The sequence below is a fragment of the Streptomyces sp. NPDC022552 genome (assembly GCF_055561875.1).
This window is the reverse complement of sequence record NZ_JBVHGJ010000017.1, coordinates 126,688-143,642: the sequence shown is the minus strand read 5'-3', so window position 1 is coordinate 143,642 and position 16,955 is coordinate 126,688. Positions and strand designations below refer to the sequence as shown.

The window sequence follows — 16,955 nt, the reverse complement described above, 5'->3', positions numbered from 1 at the left end:
ACACCCCACGCACAGGACGCATAAAGCACGCGAACATGGACAGTTGTGCACGGAGGCCACAGTTTCTCTGTGATCCATGTCATCCGCGCCGAGCGGCCCGCCCCGTAACGTGTCCCCCACACCCGTGGAAAGCGAGGCAAGCACCGATGCCCGAGCAGTCCCCGCTCGACCTGGCCGAGGGCGATCCCTTCGGCCCGCACAACCTTCCGTACGGCGTCTTCTCCCCCGCCGACGAGCCCGACCGGCGGAGGGTCGGCGTCCGCATCGGCGGTCATGTCCTCGACGCGGGAGCCGCGGCGCAGGCGCTCGGCTCGCCCTACGCCGCGCTGCTCGCGCAGCCGAGCCTCAACCCGCTGCTCGCCGCCGGCCGCACCGCCTGGCGCGACGTACGCCGGGCGCTCACCGGCTGGGTGACGGTGCCCGCGCACCGGCCCGCCATAGAGCCGCTGCTCCACCCGCTGGACGCCGTGACGCTGCACCTGCCGTTCGAGGTCGCGGACTACGTCGACTTCTACGCGAGCGAGCACCACGCCACCAACGTGGGCCGGATCTTCCGCCCCGACGGCGACGCGCTCACCCCCAACTGGAAGCACCTGCCCATCGGTTACCACGGCCGCGCGGGCACGGTCGTGGTCTCCGGCACCGATGTCGTACGCCCCGCGGGCCAGCGCAAGGCACCCACGGACCCGGCGCCGGTCTTCGGCCCCTCGGTGAAGCTGGACATCGAGGCGGAGGTCGGCTTCGTCGTCGGCACCCCCTCGGCGCTGGGCACGCCGGTCCCGCTGGCCGACTTCCGCGAACACGTCTTCGGTCTGACGCTCCTCAACGACTGGTCGGCACGGGACATCCAGGCCTGGGAGTACGTGCCGCTCGGCCCGTTCCTCGGCAAGTCGTTCACGACGTCCGTCTCGGCCTGGGTGACCCCCCTGGAGGCCCTGGACGCGGCCCGTACGGCCCCGCCGGCCCGGGACTTCGATCTGCTGCCGTATCTGGACGACTCCGCCGACGAGGAGCCCGGCGGCTTCGATCTGCGGATCACGGTCGAGATCAACGGCGAGGTGGTCTCCGAGCCGCCGTTCGCCACGATGTACTGGACGGCCGCCCAGCAGCTCGCCCACATGACGGTCAACGGCGCCTCGCTGCGGACCGGTGATCTGTACGGCTCCGGCACGGTCTCCGGGCCCGAGACGCACCAGCGCGGCTCGCTGCTCGAACTGACCTGGAACGGCCGCGACCCGCTCGAACTGCCCACCGGGAAGCGGACGTTCCTGGAGGACGGCGACGTGGTCACGCTCACCGCGTGGGCCCCGGGTCCGGACGGTACGCAGGTCGCGCTCGGCGAGGTGACGGGCCGGATCGTTCCGGCGCCGTAGCGCCCCGCACCCATACGTCAGGGCCCGGCCCCCGCGCGAGCGGGGACCGGGCCCTGAGGGCGCTCAGGCTCTCGACTACCGCACGAACACGCTCGCCTGGCCCGCCAGGTCCAGGAAGTACTGCGGCGCGAGGCCGAGCACCAGCGTGACCGCGACGCCCACCGCGATGGTGACCGCCGTGAAGGCCGACGGCACCGCGACCGTGGGGCCGTCCGCCTTCGGCTCGCTGAAGAACATCAGCACGATCACCCGGATGTAGAAGAACGCGGCGATCGCCGACGAGACGACACCGACGACGACCAGCGCGCCCGCGCCGCCCTCCGCCGCCGCCGTGAAGACCGCGAACTTGCCGGTGAAGCCCGACGTCAGCGGGATGCCGGCGAAGGCGAGCAGGAACACCGCGAAGACCGCCGCCACCAGCGGCGAACGGCGCCCGAGACCCGCCCACTTGGACAGGTGCGTCGCCTCGCCGCCCGCGTCCCGCACCAGCGTGACGACCGCGAAGGCACCGATCGTCACGAAGGAGTACGCGCCCAGGTAGAAGAGCACGGACGAGATGCCGCTGGGCGTCGCGGCGATGACACCGGCCAGCAGGAAGCCCGCGTGCGCGATGGAGGAGTACGCGAGGAGCCGCTTGATGTCGGTCTGGGTGATCGCGACGATCGCGCCGCCCAGCATGGTGACGATCGCGACGCCCCACATGACCGGCCGCCAGTCCCAGGTGAGGCCCGGCAGCACCACGTACAGCAGGCGCAGCAGGGCGCCGAACGCCGCCACCTTCGTCGCGGCCGCCATGAAGCCGGTGACGGGAGTCGGCGCGCCCTGGTAGACGTCCGGGGTCCACATGTGGAACGGCACGGCGCCGACCTTGAAGAGGAGCCCCATGAGGACCATGGCGAAGCCGATGAGCAGCAGGGCGTCGTTGCCCATCGTGTCGGCGAGCGCCGGGTCGATGGCGCCGACCGAGCCGTCGACGACGTTCGCGATGGTGGCGTACGAGACGGAGCCCGCGTAGCCGTAGAGCAGCGCGATGCCGAAGAGCAGGAACGCCGAGGAGAAGGCGCCGAGGAGGAAGTACTTGACCGCGGCCTCCTGCGACATGAGCCGCTTGCGGCGGGCGACGGCGCAGAGCAGGTACAGCGGGAGGGAGAAGACCTCCAGGGCGACGAAGAGCGTCAGGAGGTCGTTGGCCGCGGGGAAGACCAGCATGCCGGCGATGGCGAACAGCGCCAGCGGGAACACCTCGGTGGTGGTGAACCCGGCCTTGACCGCCGCCTTCTCCTGGTCGCTGCCGGGGACGGCGGCGGCCTCGGCGGCGAAGGAGTCGACCCGGTGGCCGTGGTCGGCGGGGTCGAGCCTGCGCTCGGCGAAGGTGAAGACGGCGACGAGCGAGGCCAGCAGGATCGTGCCCTGGAGGAAGAGCGCCGGGCCGTCGACGGCGATGGCGCCCATGGCGGCGATGTGCGCCTTGGTGGAGCCGTAGCCGCCGGCGGCGAGGCCGACGATCGCGGCGAAGGCGGCCACCAGGGCGAGCACGCTGAGGAACACCTGGCTGAGCCAGCGTCCCCTGCGCGGCACGAAGGCCTCGACCAGGACGCTGAGGACCGCGGCGCCGACCACGATGAGGACGGGCGAGAGCTGCACGTACTCGATGTGGGGTGCCGGGATCTTGGTCAACGGCTCGGCGGCCGTCGTCCACAGGCTGTGGACAGCCGTCGCACTCACTTGGCCTCCACGGTTTGGAGAGGAACGGTGGGCTGGGGGTCACTCTGCTGGACGTCGGACATGGTGTGCGTGACGGCGGGGTTCACGATGTCCGTCAGCGGCTTCGGGAACACCCCGAGGAAGATCAGCAGGGCGATCAGCGGGGCGACCACGACCAGCTCCCGCACCCGCAGGTCCGGCATCGTCCGGACCTCCTCCGTCTTCACCGGGCCGGTCATCGTCCGCTGGTAGAGGACGAGGGTGTAGAGCGCGGCGAGGACGATGCCGGTGGTGGCGATGATGCCGGCCACCGGATAGCGGGCGAACGTGCCGACCAGGACCAGGAACTCACTGACGAAGGGCGCGAGTCCCGGCAGCGAGAGGGTGGCAAGGCCGCCGATCAGGAACGTGCCGGCAAGCACCGGGGCGACCTTCTGCACACCGCCGTAGTCGGCGATGAGCCGCGAGCCGCGCCGGGTGATCAGGAAGCCGGCCACCAGCATCAGGGCGGCCGTCGAGATCCCGTGGTTGACCATGTACAGCGTCGCGCCGCTCTGGCCCTGGCTGGTCATCGCGAAGATGCCCATGATGATGAAGCCGAAGTGCGAGATCGAGGCGTACGCCACCAGGCGCTTGATGTCCCGCTGGCCGACCGCGACCAGCGCCCCGTAGACGATGCTCACCAGGGCGAGCGCGATGATCACCGGGGTCGCCCACTTCGACGCCTCGGGGAAGAGCTGGAGGCAGAAGCGGAGCATCGCGAACGTGCCGACCTTGTCGACGACCGCGGTGATGAGCACGGCGACCGGTGCGGTCGCCTCCCCCATCGCGTTCGGCAGCCAGGTGTGCAGCGGCCAGAGCGGCGCCTTCACCGCGAAGGCGAAGAAGAAGCCGAGGAACAGCAGCCGTTCGGTGTTGGTCGCCATCTCCAGCCGGCCGGACGCCCGCGCCTCGGCGATCTCCGTGAGCGAGAAGTTCCCCGCGACGACGTAGAGCCCGATGACGGCGGCCAGCATGATCAGTCCGCCGACCAGGTTGTACAGCAGGAACTTCACGGCCGCGTACGAACGCTGGGCCGCCGCGTTCTCGTCCGAGCCCGCGTGGGCCCGGTCGCCGAAGCCGCCGATGAGGAAGTACATCGGGATGAGCATGGCTTCGAACAGGATGTAGAAGAGGAAGACGTCGGTGGCCTCGAAGGAGAGGATCACCATCGCCTCGACCATCAGGATCAGGGCGAAGAAGCCCTGCGTCGGCCGCCAGCGGCTGGACTTCGTCTCCAGGGGGTCGGCGTCGTGCCATCCGGCCAGGATGATGAAGGGGATCAGCAGCGCGGTGAGCGCGATCAGCGCCACCGCGATGCCGTCCACACCCAGCTCGTAGCGGACCCCGAAGTCCTTGATCCAGGAGTAGGACTCGACGAACTGGTACCGGTCGCCGCCGGGCTCGAAGTCGACGAGCACGACCACGGCGAGGACGAGGGTGACGAGTGAGACGAGCAGCGCCAGCCACTTGGCGGCGGTGCGACGGGCGGCGGGGACGGCGGCGGTCAGGATCGCGCCCACCGCCGGCACCGCTGCCGTCGCCGTCAGGATCGGAAAGCCCGCGTTGACTGCTTGCGACATCGGTTACACCGCCCTCATCAGCAGGGTCGCGGCGATCAGCACCGCAGTACCTCCGAACATGGAGACCGCATAGGAGCGGGCGTAGCCGTTCTGCAGCTTGCGCAGCCGGCCGGACAGACCGCCGACCGAGGCGGCGGTGCCGTTGACGACCCCGTCGACCAGGCTGTGGTCGACGTAGACGAGCGAGCGGGTGAGGTGCGTGCCGCCCGTCACGAAGACGGCGTGGTTGAAGTCGTCCTGGAGCAGGTCGCGGCGGGCGGCCCGGGTGAGCAGCGAGCCGCGCGGGGCGGTGACCGGGACGGGCCTGCGACCGTACTGGACGTAGGCGATCGCGACGCCGATCACCATGACCGCGACCGTGGCCGAGGTGATGGCTCCGGCACTGATCGGCGGGTGCCCGTGCTCGAACGAGGTCACCGGCTCCAGCCAGCTGATGAACCGGTCGCCGATGGAGAAGAAGCCACCCGCGAAGACGGAGCCGACGGCCAGCAGGACCATCGGGATCGTCATCACCTTCGGCGACTCGTGCGGGTGCGGCATCTCGCCCTTCTCGTCGGCCTGCCAGCGCTTCTCGCCGAAGAAGGTCATCAGCATCACGCGCGTCATGTAGTACGCGGTGATGGCCGCGCCGAGCAGGGTGACGGCGCCGAGGATCCAGCCCTCGGTGCCCCCCTTGGCGAAGGCCGCCTCGATGATCTTGTCCTTGGAGAAGAAGCCGGACAGGCCCGGGAAGCCGATGATCGCGAGATAGCCGAGGCCGAAGGTGACGAAGGTGACCGGCATGTACTTCCGCAGGCCGCCGTAACGGCGCATGTCCACCTCGTCGTTCATGCCGTGCATGACCGAACCGGCGCCGAGGAAGAGCCCGGCCTTGAAGAAGCCGTGCGTGACCAGGTGCATGATCGCGAAGACGTAGCCGATGGGGCCGAGGCCCGCCGCCAGGATCATGTAGCCGATCTGCGACATCGTCGAGCCGGCCAGCGCCTTCTTGATGTCGTCCTTCGCGCAACCGACGATCGCACCGAAGAGGAGCGTGACCGCGCCGACCACGACGACGACGAGCTGGGCGTCCGGAGCGGCGTTGAAGATGTCGGCGGAGCGGACGATCAGATAGACACCGGCGGTGACCATCGTGGCCGCGTGGATGAGGGCCGAGACCGGGGTCGGGCCCTCCATCGCGTCCCCGAGCCAGGACTGCAGCGGCACCTGGGCCGACTTGCCGCACGCGGCGAGGAGCAGCATCAGGGCGATCGCCGTCAGCGTGCCCTCGCTCGCCTCACCGGTCGCCGCCAGGACCGGCCCGAAGGCGAAGGTCCCGAAGGTGGTGAACATGAGCATGATCGCGATCGACAGGCCCATGTCGCCGACCCGGTTGACCAGGAAGGCCTTCTTGGCGGCGGTGGCCGCGCTCGGCTTGTGCTGCCAGAAGCCGATCAGGAGGTACGAGGCTAGGCCGACGCCCTCCCAGCCGAAGTACAGCAGCAGGTAGTTGTCGGCGAGGACGAGCAGCAGCATCGCCGCGAGGAACAGGTTCAGATAGCCGAAGAAGCGGCGCTTGCGCTCGTCGTGCTCCATGTACCCGATCGAGTACACGTGGATCAGCGAGCCCACGCCGGTGATCAGCAGGACGAACGTCACCGACAGCTGGTCGAGCTGGAAGGCGATGTCCGCCTGGAACCCCTCGACCGGGATCCAGGTCCACAGGTTCTGGTACATGGCACGGTCGTCGGCGCTCCTGCCGAGCATGTCGGCGAAGAGGACGAGACCGATGACGAAGGAGGCGGCCGCGAGCAGCGTGCCGAGCAAGGGCCCGGCCTTGTCGAGGCGCCGCCCGCCGCACAGCAGGACGGCCGCTCCCAGCAGGGGCGCCGCGACGAGCAGCGCAATCAGGTTCTCCACGATTCAGCCCCTCACAGCTTCATCAGGCTGGCGTCGTCGACCGAGGCCGAGTGGCGGGAACGGAACAGCGACACGATGATCGCGAGCCCGACCACGACCTCCGCGGCGGCGACGACCATCGTGAAGAAGGCGATGATCTGGCCGTCGAGGTTGCCGTGCATCCGGGAGAAGGTGACGAGCGCGAGGTTGCAGGCGTTGAGCATCAGCTCGACGCACATGAAGACCACGATCGCGTTGCGCCGGATCAGCACCCCGGCCGCACCGATCGTGAACAACAGGGCGGCGAGATAGAGATAGTTCACGGGATTCATCGGGTGGCCTCCTCGTCGTCCCGGTCCCGGCCGAGCCGCTCCTCCGAGCGCTGTTCCAGCGCCTTCAGATCGGCCAGCGCCTCGCCGGACACGTCACGGACCTGTCCGCGCTTGCGCAGCGTCTGCATCACGGTCAGCTCGGCGGGGGTGCCGTCGGGCAGCAGACCGGCGATGTCCACCGCGTTGTGCCGGGCGTACACACCCGGCGCGGGAAGCGGCGGAACGTGCCTGCCCTCGCGGACGCGCTGCTCGGACATCTCACGCTGGGTGCGGGCCCGTTCGGTCCGCTCGCGGTGCGTGAGGACCATCGCGCCGACGGCCGCGGTGATGAGCAGCGCGCCGGTGATCTCGAAGGCGAAGACGTACTTGGTGAAGATGAGGGCGGCGAGGCCCTCGACGTTCCCGCCGTACGCGCCGTTCGCCGCGCCGAGCCCGTTGAACTCCGTCAGGGAGGCCTGGCCGATCCCGCCGATCAGCAGGATGCCGAAGCCGAGCCCGCAGGCGGCGGCCCACCAGCGCTGGCCCTTGAGGGTCTCCTTCAGGGAGTCCGCGGCCGTGACACCGACGAGCATGACGATGAAGAGGAACAGCATCATGATCGCGCCGGTGTAGACGACGATCTGGACGATGCCCAGGAAGTACGCGCCGTTGGCGAGGTAGAAGACCGCCAGGACGATCATCGTGCCGGCCAGACAGAGAGCACTGTGCATGGCCTTCCTCATCAGGACCGTGCACAGGGCGCCGATGACGGCGACCGTGCCGAGGACCCAGAACTGGAAGGCCTCTCCGCCGGAGGTGGCGTAGGCGGCGAGGTGGGCGTTCATGCGTCCACCTCTTCCGGCTCGCCCTTCTCTCCCTTGGAGGTGGCGACCTGCTGGACGGTGCCCGGCGCGGCCTCGGTGACCAGACCCCGGTAGTAGTCCTGCTCGTCCGTCCCCGGGAAGATCGAGTGCGGGGAGTCGACCATGCCCTCCTCCAGGCCCGCGAGGAGCTGCTCCTTGGTGTAGATCAGGTTCTCGCGGGAGGAGTCGGCCAGTTCGAACTCGTTCGTCATCGTCAGCGCCCGCGTGGGGCAGGCCTCGATGCACAGTCCGCACAGGATGCAGCGGGCGTAGTTGATCTGGTAGACGCGGCCGTAGCGCTCGCCCGGGGAGTAGCGCTCCTCCTCGGTGTTGTCCGCGCCCTCCACATAGATGGCGTCCGCGGGGCAGGCCCAGGCGCACAGCTCGCAGCCCACACACTTCTCAAGTCCGTCCGGATGACGGTTGAGCTGGTGCCGGCCGTGGAAGCGCGGCGCCGTCGTCTTGCGCTCCTCCGGGTACTGCTCGGTCAGCCGCTTCTTGAACATGGCCTTGAAGGTCACGCCGAAGCCGGCCACCGGATTCTGGAAATCAGACACCGTCCGTCTCCTTTCCATCACTCGCAGTAGCAGTATCGGGGGCGCCACTGACGACCAGGTCGCGATCGGCTCGCGGCCTGCGCCGCGGCACGGGCGGCAGGGACTGTCCGGGCTTGGGCGGCACGGGGAAGCCGCCGGCCATCGGGTCGAAGGCGCGCTCGTCCTCGGCCGGGCCCTCGGCCCCCTTCGCCTGCCGGTCGCGGAACATGTCCGCCACGAAGGAGATGAGCAGGACGGCGATCACGGCTCCGGCGACGTACAGCACGATCGTCTGGAACTCGAAGTTCTCGTTGCGCAGGGCCCGGACGGTGGCGACCAGCATCAGCCAGAGCACCGAGACCGGGATGAGGACCTTCCAGCCGAGCTTCATCAGCTGGTCGTAGCGGACCCGGGGCAGGGTGCCGCGCAGCCAGATGAAGAAGAAGAGCAGCAGCTGCACCTTGAGGATGAACCAGAGCATCGGCCACCAGCCGTGGTTCGCGCCCTCCCAGAAGGTGGAGACCGGGTACGGGGCGCGCCAGCCGCCGAGGAAGAGCGTCACGGAGACGGCGGAGACCGTCACCATGTTCACGTACTCGGCGAGCATGAACATCGCGAACTTGATGGAGGAGTACTCGGTGTTGAAGCCGCCGACGAGGTCGCCCTCGGACTCGGGCATGTCGAACGGGGCCCGGTTGGTCTCGCCGACCATCGTGACGACGTAGATGATGAACGAGACCGGCAGCAGGATGATGAACCAGCGGTCCGCCTGCGCCTCGACGATCGCCGAGGTCGACATCGACCCGGAGTAGAGGAAGACGGAGGCGAACGCGGCGCCCATGGCGATCTCGTAGGAGATCATCTGGGCGCAGGAGCGCAGGCCGCCGAGGAGCGGGTACGTGGAGCCGGAGGACCAGCCGGCGAGCACGATGCCGTAGATGCCGACCGAGGCGATCGCGAGGACGTACAGCATCGCGATCGGCAGGTCGGTGAGCTGCATCGTGGTGCGATGGCCGAAGATCGAGACCTCGTTGCCCGCCGGGCCGAACGGGATCACGGCGATGGCCATGAACGCGGGGGCGGCGGCGATGATCGGCGCGAGGATGTAGACGACCTTGTCGGCGCGCTTGACGACGACGTCCTCCTTCAGCATCAGCTTGATGCCGTCCGCGAGGGACTGGAGGAAACCCCAGGGTCCGTGCCGGTTCGGCCCGATGCGCAGCTGCATCCAGGCGACGACCTTGCGCTCCCACACGATGGAGAAGAGCACGGTGACCATGAGGAAGGCGAAGCAGAAGACGGCCTTGATCGCGACGAGCCACCAGGGGTCCGTCCCGAACATGGAGAGGTCTTCCGCGGCGATGACGCTGCGCTGGGCGTCCGCGAGTTGAGCGAGGGCGGTCATGCGCGCACCTCCCGTGCGGGGGCTGCCGGGGCTTCGCCCGGGCGGACGGCGTGGCTGCGGCGGTCGACGGTGCCGGTCATGACCGGACCTCCGCCGCGTCGGCGGCGCCCGCGGCGCCGATGCGGACCAGGTCGCCCGGGTGGGCGCCCGTGTCGGAGAGGACGCCGCCCGCGGTCGAGTTGAGCGGGAGCCAGACCACGCGGTCGGGCATCTCGGTGACCTGGAGCGGGAGTCGGGTCGAGCCCGCCGGTCCGGTGACGGCGAGGAGGTCGCCGTCCTTGACGCCCGTCTCCTCGGCGGTCGTGGGCGAGAGGCGGGCGACCGCCGCGTGGCGGGTGCCGGCCAGCGCCGTGTCGCCCTCCTGGAGCCGGCCGAGGTCGAGCAGGAGCCGGTGCCCCGCGAGGACCGCCTCGCCCTCGCCCGGGCGGGGCGCGGCCTGTGCGGGCTCTGTGGGCTCGGAGGCCCGCTCGCCGTCCCAGCCGCCGAGCCGGTCCAGCTCGCGGCGGACCGAGCGCAGGTCGGGCAGGGCCAGGTGCGCGTCGAGGGCGTCGGCGAGCATGTGGAGCACGCGCGCGTCCGCCGGCGGCAGCGTCCGGGTCATCTGCTCGGGCTTTAGGGCGGCCTCGAAGAGGCGTGCCCTGCCCTCCCAGTTGAGGAAGGTGCCGGACTTCTCGGCGACCGCGGCGACCGGCAGGACCACGTCGGCCCGCTCGGTGACCTCGCTCGGCCGCAGCTCCAGGGAGACCACGAACGCCGCGTCGAGCGCCTCACGCGCGCGTGCCGGGTCCGGCAGGTCACGGACCTCGACACCGCCGACGAGCAGCGCGCCCAGCTCGCCGGTGGCCGCGGCCTCGACGATCTGACCGGTGTCGCGGCCGTAGCCGTGCGGGAGTTCGCGTACGCCCCAGGCGGCCGCGACCTCCTCACGCGCGCGTGGGTCGGTCGCGGGACGGCCGCCGGGCAGCAGCGTCGGGATCGCGCCGGCCTCGAGCGCGCCGCGCTCTCCGGCCCGGCGCGGGATCCACACCAGCTTCGCGCCGGTCGCCGTCGCCGTCCGCACGGCCGCGGTCAGCCCGCCGGGCACGGCGGCCAGCCGCTCGCCGACCACGATGACGGCGCCGTCCCGGCGCAGCGCCTCCGCGGCTCGTGCACCGGCCTCGTCGAGGCCGACGCGGGAGGTGAGCGCGTCCAGCCACTCGGTCTCGGTGCCGGGCGCGGCCGCGAGCAGCGTGCCGCCCGCCTTCACCAGGCCCCGGGTCGCGTGGGAGGCCAGCGCGTACGTCTTCTGGCCGCTCTTGCGCCACGCCTTGCGCAGCCGCAGGAAGACGCCGGGCGCCTCCTCCTCGGACTCGAAGCCGACGAGCAGCACCGCCGGGGCGGCTTCCAGGGAGGTGTACGTGACACCCGAGCCGTCCAGGTCACGTCCGCGTCCGGCGACGGTCGAGGCCAGGAAGTCGCCCTCCTCGCTGGAGTGGACCCGGGCCCGGAAGTCGACGTCGTTGGTGTCGAGGGCGACCCGGGCGAACTTGGCGTACGCGTAGGAGTCCTCGACGGTCAGCCGCCCGCCGGCCAGGACGCCGGTACGGCCCCGCACCAGTCCGCGGGCCGCCGCCTCCAGGGCCTCCGGCCAGGAGGCCGGTTCAAGAACCCCTGCCTCGTTCCGTACCAGCGGGGTCGTCAGCCGGTCACGCTGCTGGGCGTAGCGGAACGCGAACCGCCCCTTGTCGCACACCCACTCCTCGTTGACCTCCGGGTCCTCCGCCGCGAGCCGCCGCATGACCTTGCCGCGCCGGTGGTCGGTGCGCGTGGCGCAGCCGCCCGCGCAGTGCTCGCAGACGCTCGGCGAGGAGACGAGGTCGAAGGGGCGGGAGCGGAACCGGTACGCCGCCGAGGTCAGCGCGCCGACCGGGCAGATCTGGATCGTGTTCCCGGAGAAGTACGACTCGAAGGGGTCGCCCTCGCCGGTGCCGACCTGCTGGAGCGCACCGCGCTCGAGCAGCTCGATCATCGGGTCGCCGGCGATCTGGTTCGAGAACCGGGTGCAGCGCGCGCAGAGCACGCACCGCTCACGGTCGAGCAGCACCTGGGTCGAGATCGGTACCGGCTTCTCGAAGGTCCGCTTGTGACCCTCGAAGCGGGACTCCGCCTGCCCGTGCGACATCGCCTGGTTCTGCAAGGGGCACTCGCCGCCCTTGTCGCAGACCGGGCAGTCCAGGGGGTGGTTGATGAGCAGCAGCTCCATCACGCCGTGCTGCGCCTTCTCGGCGACCTGCGAGGTCAGCTGGCTCTTCACCACCATGCCGTCGGTGCAGGTGATGGTGCAGGACGCCATCGGCTTGCGCTGGCCCTCGACCTCGACGATGCACTGCCGGCAGGCGCCGGCCGGGTCGAGGAGCGGGTGGTCACAGAACCGCGGGATCTCGATGCCGAGCTGCTCGGCGGCGCGGATGACCAGGGTCCCCTTGGGAACGGAGATCTCGGCGCCGTCGATGGTCAGCGTGACGAGGTCCTCCGGCGGAACCGCCGGGGAACCGCCGGCCGGGCCGGCCGTGGTGACCGTCATGCCGTCACCTCCTTGTGGTTGTCCGCCCAGGCGGTCGACTTGGCCGGGTCGAAGGGGCAGCCCCGGCCGGTGATGTGCTGCTCGTACTCCTCGCGGAAGTACTTCAGCGAGGAGAAGATCGGGGAGGCCGCGCCGTCGCCGAGTGCGCAGAACGACTTGCCGTTGATGTTGTCGGCGATGTCGTTCAGCTTGTCGAGGTCGGACATCACGCCCTTGCCGGCCTCGATGTCACGCAGCAACTGCACCAGCCAGTAAGTGCCTTCACGGCAGGGCGTGCACTTGCCGCAGGACTCGTGCGCGTAGAACTCGGTCCACCGGGTCACCGCGCGGACCACGCACGTCGTCTCGTCGAAGCACTGGAGCGCCTTGGTGCCGAGCATGGACCCGGCCGCGCCCACGCCCTCGTAGTCGAGCGGGACGTCGAGGTGCTCGTCGGTGAACATCGGGGTGGAGGAGCCGCCCGGGGTCCAGAACTTCAGCCGGTGGCCCGGCCGCATCCCGCCGCTCATGTCGAGGAGCTGGCGCAGGGTGATCCCGAGCGGCGCCTCGTACTGGCCCGGCGAGACGACGTGCCCGCTGAGCGAGTAGAGCGTGAAGCCCGGGGACTTCTCGCTGCCCATCGACTTGAACCAGTCCTTGCCCCGGTTGAGGATCGCGGGAACGGACGCGATGGACTCGACGTTGTTCACCACGGTGGGGCAGGCGTACAGACCGGCGACCGCGGGGAAGGGGGGACGTAGCCGGGGCTGGCCGCGCCGTCCTTCGAGCGAGTCGAGCAGCGCGGTCTCCTCGCCGCAGATGTACGCGCCGGCGCCGGCGTGCACGGTGATGTCGAGGTTCAGGCCGCTGCCGAGGATGTTCCGGCCGAGGAAGCCGGCGTCGTACGCCTCGCGCACCGCCTCGTGCAGACGGCGCAGGACGGGCACGACCTCGCCGCGCAGATAGATGAACGCGTGCTCGGAGCGGATCGCGTAGCAGGCGATGATCATTCCCTCGATGAGGGAGTGCGGGTTGGCGAAGAGGAGCGGGATGTCCTTGCAGGTGCCCGGCTCGGACTCGTCGGCGTTGACGACGAGGTAGTGCGGCTTGCCGTCGCCCTGCGGGATGAACTGCCACTTCATCCCGGTCGGGAAGCCGGCGCCGCCACGGCCGCGCAGACCGGAGTCCTTGACGTACGCGATGAGGTCGTCGGGCGACATCGCGAGGGCCTTCCGCAGGCCCTCGTACCCCTCGTGCCTCTTGTACGTCTCCAGGGTCCAGGAGTCGGGCTGGTCCCAGAACGCCGAAAGGACCGGCGCCAGAAGCTTCTCGGGGCTGCTGTTGTTGATCTCGGCTGCCAAGGTCATCACTCCCCCTCCCCACTGGCCGATTCGCCGCGCGGGTGGACGATCTTGTGGTGCGGGGTCTCGCCCTTGGCCAGCCGCAGCCCGACGAGCGAGGCCGGGCCGGCCCCACCGGTGGCCTCGACGGCCCCCTCGCGCTCGTCGGGGAAACCGGCCAGGATGCGGGCGGTCTCCTTGTACGTGCAGAGCGGCGCGCCGCGCGTCGGCTCGACCGGACGGCCGGCCCTCAGGTCGTCGACGATCTTCTTGGCGGACGCGGGCGTCTGGTTGTCGAAGAACTCCCAGTTGACCATCACCACCGGGGCGAAGTCGCAGGCCGCGTTGCACTCGATGTGCTCCAGCGTGACCTTGCCGTCCTCGGTCGTCTCGTTGTTTCCGACGCCGAGGTGCTCCTTGAGCTCCTCGAAGATGGCGTCGCCGCCCATGACCGCGCAGAGCGTGTTGGTGCAGACGCCGACCTGGTAGTCGCCGGAGGGCTTGCGCCGGTACATCGTGTAGAAGGTCGCGACCGCGGTGACCTCGGCGGTCGTCAGGCCGAGGACCTCGGCGCAGAACTTCATGCCGGTACGGGTCACATGGCCCTCCTCCGCCTGCACGAGGTGCAGCAGCGGCAGAAGCGCGGAGCGGGACCCCGGGTAACGGGCGATGATCTCCTGGGCGTCCGCCTCCAGCCGGGCGCGTACCTCGGCCGGGTAGTCGGGGGCGGGGAGCTGGGGCATCCCGAGACTGGTCTGTCCGTCCGTCATCGGTCGACGCCTCCCATCACGGGGTCGATGGACGCGACGGCGACGATGACGTCGGCGACCTGGCCGCCCTCGCACATCGCCGCCATGGCCTGCAGGTTGGTGAACGACGGGTCGCGGAAGTGGACCCGGTAGGGGCGGGTGCCGCCGTCGGAGACGACGTGCACGCCCAGCTCGCCCTTGGGTGATTCGACGGCCGCGTAGGCCTGTCCGGCGGGGACGCGGAAGCCCTCGGTCACCAGCTTGAAGTGGTGGATCAGGGCCTCCATGGAGGTGCCCATGATCTTCTTGATGTGGTCGAGGGAGTTGCCGAGCCCGTCCGGGCCGAGCGCGAGCTGCGCGGGCCAGGCGATCTTCTTGTCGGCGACCATGACCGCGCCGGGGGCCAGGCGGTCGAGGCACTGCTCGACGATCCGCAGCGACTGGCGCATCTCCTCCAGGCGGACGAGGAAGCGTCCGTAGGAGTCGCAGGTGTCGGCGGTCGGGATGTCGAACTCGTAGTTCTCGTAGCCGCAGTACGGGTCGGTCTTGCGCAGGTCGTGCGGGAGGCCCGCGGAGCGCAGGATCGGTCCGGTGGCGCCGAGTGCCATGCAGCCGGTGAGGTCGAGGTAGCCGACGTCCTGCATGCGGGCCTTGAAGATGGGGTTGCCGGTGGCGAGCTTGTCGTACTCCGGCAGGTTCTTCTTCATGGTCTTCACGAACTCGCGCACGGCGTCGACGGCACCGGGCGGGAGGTCCTGGGCGAGGCCGCCGGGGCGGATGAACGCGTGGTTCATCCGGAGCCCGGTGATCAGCTCGTACAGGTCCAGGATCATCTCGCGGTCCCGGAAGCCGTAGATCATGATCGTGGTGGCGCCCAGCTCCATGCCGCCGGTGGCGATGCACACCAGGTGGGAGGAGAGCCGGTTGAGCTCCATCAGGAGGACGCGGATGACGCTGGCCCGGTCCGGGATCTGGTCGGTGATGCCGAGCAGCTTCTCGACGCCCAGGCAGTACGCCGTCTCGTTGTAGAACGAGGTGAGGTAGTCCATGCGCGTGACGAAGGTGGTGCCCTGCGTCCAGTTCCGGAACTCGAGGTTCTTCTCGATGCCGGTGTGGAGGTAGCCGATGCCGCAGCGGGCCTCGGTGACGGTCTCGCCGTCGATCTCCAGGATCAGCCGCAGCACGCCGTGCGTGGACGGGTGCTGGGGCCCCATGTTGACGATGATCCGCTCGTCGTCGGCCTTGGCGGCGGACTCGACGACCTCCTCCCAGTCGCCACCGGTGACCGTGTAGACGGTGCCTTCGGTGGTCTCCCGGGCGGAGGCGGCGGAGGCGTTCTCGGTACTCATCAGCTGTACGACCTCCGCTGGTCAGGAGCCGGGATCTGGGCGCCCTTGTACTCGACGGCGATGCCGCCGAGGGGGTAGTCCTTGCGCTGCGGGAAGCCCTGCCAGTCGTCCGGCATCATGATCCGGGTGAGGGCGGGGTGGCCGTCGAAGACGATGCCGAAGAAGTCGTACGTCTCGCGCTCGTGCCAGTCGTTCGTCGGGTAGACGGCGGTGAGCGACGGGATGTGCGGGTCGGCGTCCGGGGCGGACACCTCCAGGCGGATCAGCCGCCCGTGGGTGAGCGAGCGCAGGTGGTAGACGGCGTGCAGCTCGCGGCCCTTGTCTCCGAGGTAGTGGACGCCGGAGACGCCCGTACAGAGCTCGAAGCGCAGGGCCGGGTCGTCGCGCAGGGTGCGGGCGACGCGGACGAGGTGCTCGCGGGCGATGTGGAAGGTGATCTCGTCGCGGTCGACGACCGTCTTCTCGATGGCGTTCTCCGGGAGGAGTCCCTGCTCGTCGAGCGCGCCCTCGAGTTCGTCGGCGACCTCGTCGAACCAGCCGCCGTAGGGGCGGGAGGCCGCCCCGGGCAGGCGTACGGAGCGGACGAGGCCGCCGTAGCCGGAGGTGTCGCCGCCGTTGTTGGCGCCGAACATCCCGCGCTGGACGCGGACCTCCTCGCCGTGCTCCCCGCGCTGCCCGGGCAGGTTCTGCTCGGAGAGCTCCTTCTCGGGGTTCGGTGTCTCGTCACTCACCGGAGAAGACCCTTCATCTCGATCGTCGGCAGGGCCTTGAGCGCCGCTTCCTCCGCCTCGCGGGCCGCCTCCTCGGCGTTCACGCCGAGCTTGGAGGTCTGGATCTTCTGGTGGAGCTTGAGAATCGCGTCCAACAGCATCTCCGGGCGCGGCGGGCAACCCGGCAAATAGATGTCGACCGGCACAATGTGGTCGACGCCCTGCACAATCGCGTAATTGTTGAACATTCCGCCCGACGAGGCGCAAACCCCCATCGAGATGACCCACTTGGGGTTCGGCATCTGGTCGTAGACCTGCCGCAGGACGGGCGCCATCTTCTGGCTGACGCGGCCCGCCACGATCATCAGGTCGGCCTGGCGCGGCGAGCCGCGGAAGACCTCCATGCCGAAGCGCGCCAGGTCGTAGCGGCCGGCTCCGGTCGTCATCATCTCGATGGCGCAGCAGGCGAGGCCGAAGGTCGCGGGGAAGACGGACGCCTTGCGCACCCAGCCCGCGGCCTGTTCGACCGTCGTCAGCAGAAAGCCGCTCGGCAGCTTCTCTTCGAGTCCCATA

At 69.9% G+C, this 16,955-nt stretch carries 14 protein-coding genes; 1 reads left to right on the top strand and 13 read right to left on the bottom strand.

Annotated elements, in window-relative coordinates:
- Positions 1 to 146: 146 nt before the first annotated feature.
- Positions 147 to 1,373 carry a fumarylacetoacetase gene (fahA, locus tag ACZ3OF_RS32325; protein WP_361677530.1) on the top strand — a complete coding sequence of 409 codons (1,227 nt, stop codon included), beginning with the start codon at positions 147 to 149 and terminating at the stop codon, positions 1,371 to 1,373.
- Between the two features lie 75 nt (positions 1,374 to 1,448).
- Here the strand turns inward: fahA and nuoN are convergent, their stop codons facing one another.
- The 13 genes from nuoN to ACZ3OF_RS32260 all read right to left on the bottom strand — a co-directional run bounded on the left by nuoN (position 1,449) and on the right by ACZ3OF_RS32260 (position 16,954).
- Positions 1,449 to 3,098: an NADH-quinone oxidoreductase subunit NuoN gene (gene nuoN, locus ACZ3OF_RS32320; protein WP_361677527.1), complete on the bottom strand. Its 1,650-nt coding sequence runs from the start codon at positions 3,096 to 3,098 to the stop codon at positions 1,449 to 1,451.
- Positions 3,095 to 4,699 carry an NADH-quinone oxidoreductase subunit M gene (locus ACZ3OF_RS32315; RefSeq protein ID WP_361677524.1) on the bottom strand — a complete coding sequence of 535 codons (1,605 nt, stop codon included), beginning with the start codon at positions 4,697 to 4,699 and terminating at the stop codon, positions 3,095 to 3,097. The genes nuoN and ACZ3OF_RS32315 overlap by 4 nt, the downstream gene beginning before the upstream one ends.
- 3 nt (positions 4,700 to 4,702) lie before the next feature.
- On the bottom strand, positions 4,703 to 6,598 hold the full coding sequence (gene nuoL, locus ACZ3OF_RS32310; protein WP_361677522.1) for an NADH-quinone oxidoreductase subunit L: 1,896 nt from the start codon (positions 6,596 to 6,598) through the stop codon (positions 4,703 to 4,705).
- 11 nt (positions 6,599 to 6,609) lie between these two features.
- Positions 6,610 to 6,909 (bottom strand): NADH-quinone oxidoreductase subunit NuoK, encoded by a 300-nt coding sequence (gene nuoK, locus ACZ3OF_RS32305; RefSeq protein ID WP_260229523.1) that lies wholly within the window; start codon positions 6,907 to 6,909, stop codon positions 6,610 to 6,612.
- Positions 6,906 to 7,733, bottom strand: coding sequence for an NADH-quinone oxidoreductase subunit J (locus ACZ3OF_RS32300; protein ID WP_361677520.1), 828 nt, complete (start codon positions 7,731 to 7,733; stop codon positions 6,906 to 6,908). Before ACZ3OF_RS32300 ends, nuoK begins: the two co-directional genes overlap by 4 nt.
- The gene (gene nuoI / locus ACZ3OF_RS32295) at positions 7,730 to 8,326 is read right to left on the bottom strand and encodes an NADH-quinone oxidoreductase subunit NuoI (protein ID WP_352188842.1); all 597 of its coding nucleotides are present in this window, start codon (positions 8,324 to 8,326) and stop codon (positions 7,730 to 7,732) included. Before nuoI ends, ACZ3OF_RS32300 begins: the two co-directional genes overlap by 4 nt.
- Positions 8,301 to 9,692: an NADH-quinone oxidoreductase subunit NuoH gene (gene nuoH / locus ACZ3OF_RS32290; RefSeq protein ID WP_361677517.1), complete on the bottom strand. Its 1,392-nt coding sequence runs from the start codon at positions 9,690 to 9,692 to the stop codon at positions 8,301 to 8,303. Before nuoH ends, nuoI begins: the two co-directional genes overlap by 26 nt.
- A 76-nt stretch (positions 9,693 to 9,768) precedes the next feature.
- Positions 9,769 to 12,255 carry an NADH-quinone oxidoreductase subunit G gene (locus ACZ3OF_RS32285; RefSeq protein ID WP_467308329.1) on the bottom strand — a complete coding sequence of 829 codons (2,487 nt, stop codon included), beginning with the start codon at positions 12,253 to 12,255 and terminating at the stop codon, positions 9,769 to 9,771.
- Positions 12,252 to 13,604 (bottom strand): NADH-quinone oxidoreductase subunit NuoF, encoded by a 1,353-nt coding sequence (nuoF, locus tag ACZ3OF_RS32280; RefSeq protein WP_361677511.1) that lies wholly within the window; start codon positions 13,602 to 13,604, stop codon positions 12,252 to 12,254. The genes ACZ3OF_RS32285 and nuoF overlap by 4 nt, the downstream gene beginning before the upstream one ends.
- The gene (gene nuoE / locus ACZ3OF_RS32275) at positions 13,601 to 14,344 is read right to left on the bottom strand and encodes an NADH-quinone oxidoreductase subunit NuoE (protein ID WP_361437381.1); all 744 of its coding nucleotides are present in this window, start codon (positions 14,342 to 14,344) and stop codon (positions 13,601 to 13,603) included. Before nuoE ends, nuoF begins: the two co-directional genes overlap by 4 nt.
- Entirely contained in the window at positions 14,341 to 15,672 is a 1,332-nt protein-coding gene (locus tag ACZ3OF_RS32270) for an NADH-quinone oxidoreductase subunit D (RefSeq protein WP_361598455.1), read from the bottom strand. The genes nuoE and ACZ3OF_RS32270 overlap by 4 nt, the downstream gene beginning before the upstream one ends.
- Positions 15,672 to 16,403 (bottom strand): NADH-quinone oxidoreductase subunit C, encoded by a 732-nt coding sequence (locus ACZ3OF_RS32265; RefSeq protein WP_361677508.1) that lies wholly within the window; start codon positions 16,401 to 16,403, stop codon positions 15,672 to 15,674. Before ACZ3OF_RS32265 ends, ACZ3OF_RS32270 begins: the two co-directional genes overlap by 1 nt.
- Positions 16,400 to 16,954, bottom strand: a complete 555-nt coding sequence (locus ACZ3OF_RS32260) for a NuoB/complex I 20 kDa subunit family protein (RefSeq protein WP_056552623.1) — start codon at positions 16,952 to 16,954, stop codon at positions 16,400 to 16,402. Before ACZ3OF_RS32260 ends, ACZ3OF_RS32265 begins: the two co-directional genes overlap by 4 nt.
- Position 16,955: the final 1 nt, after the last annotated feature.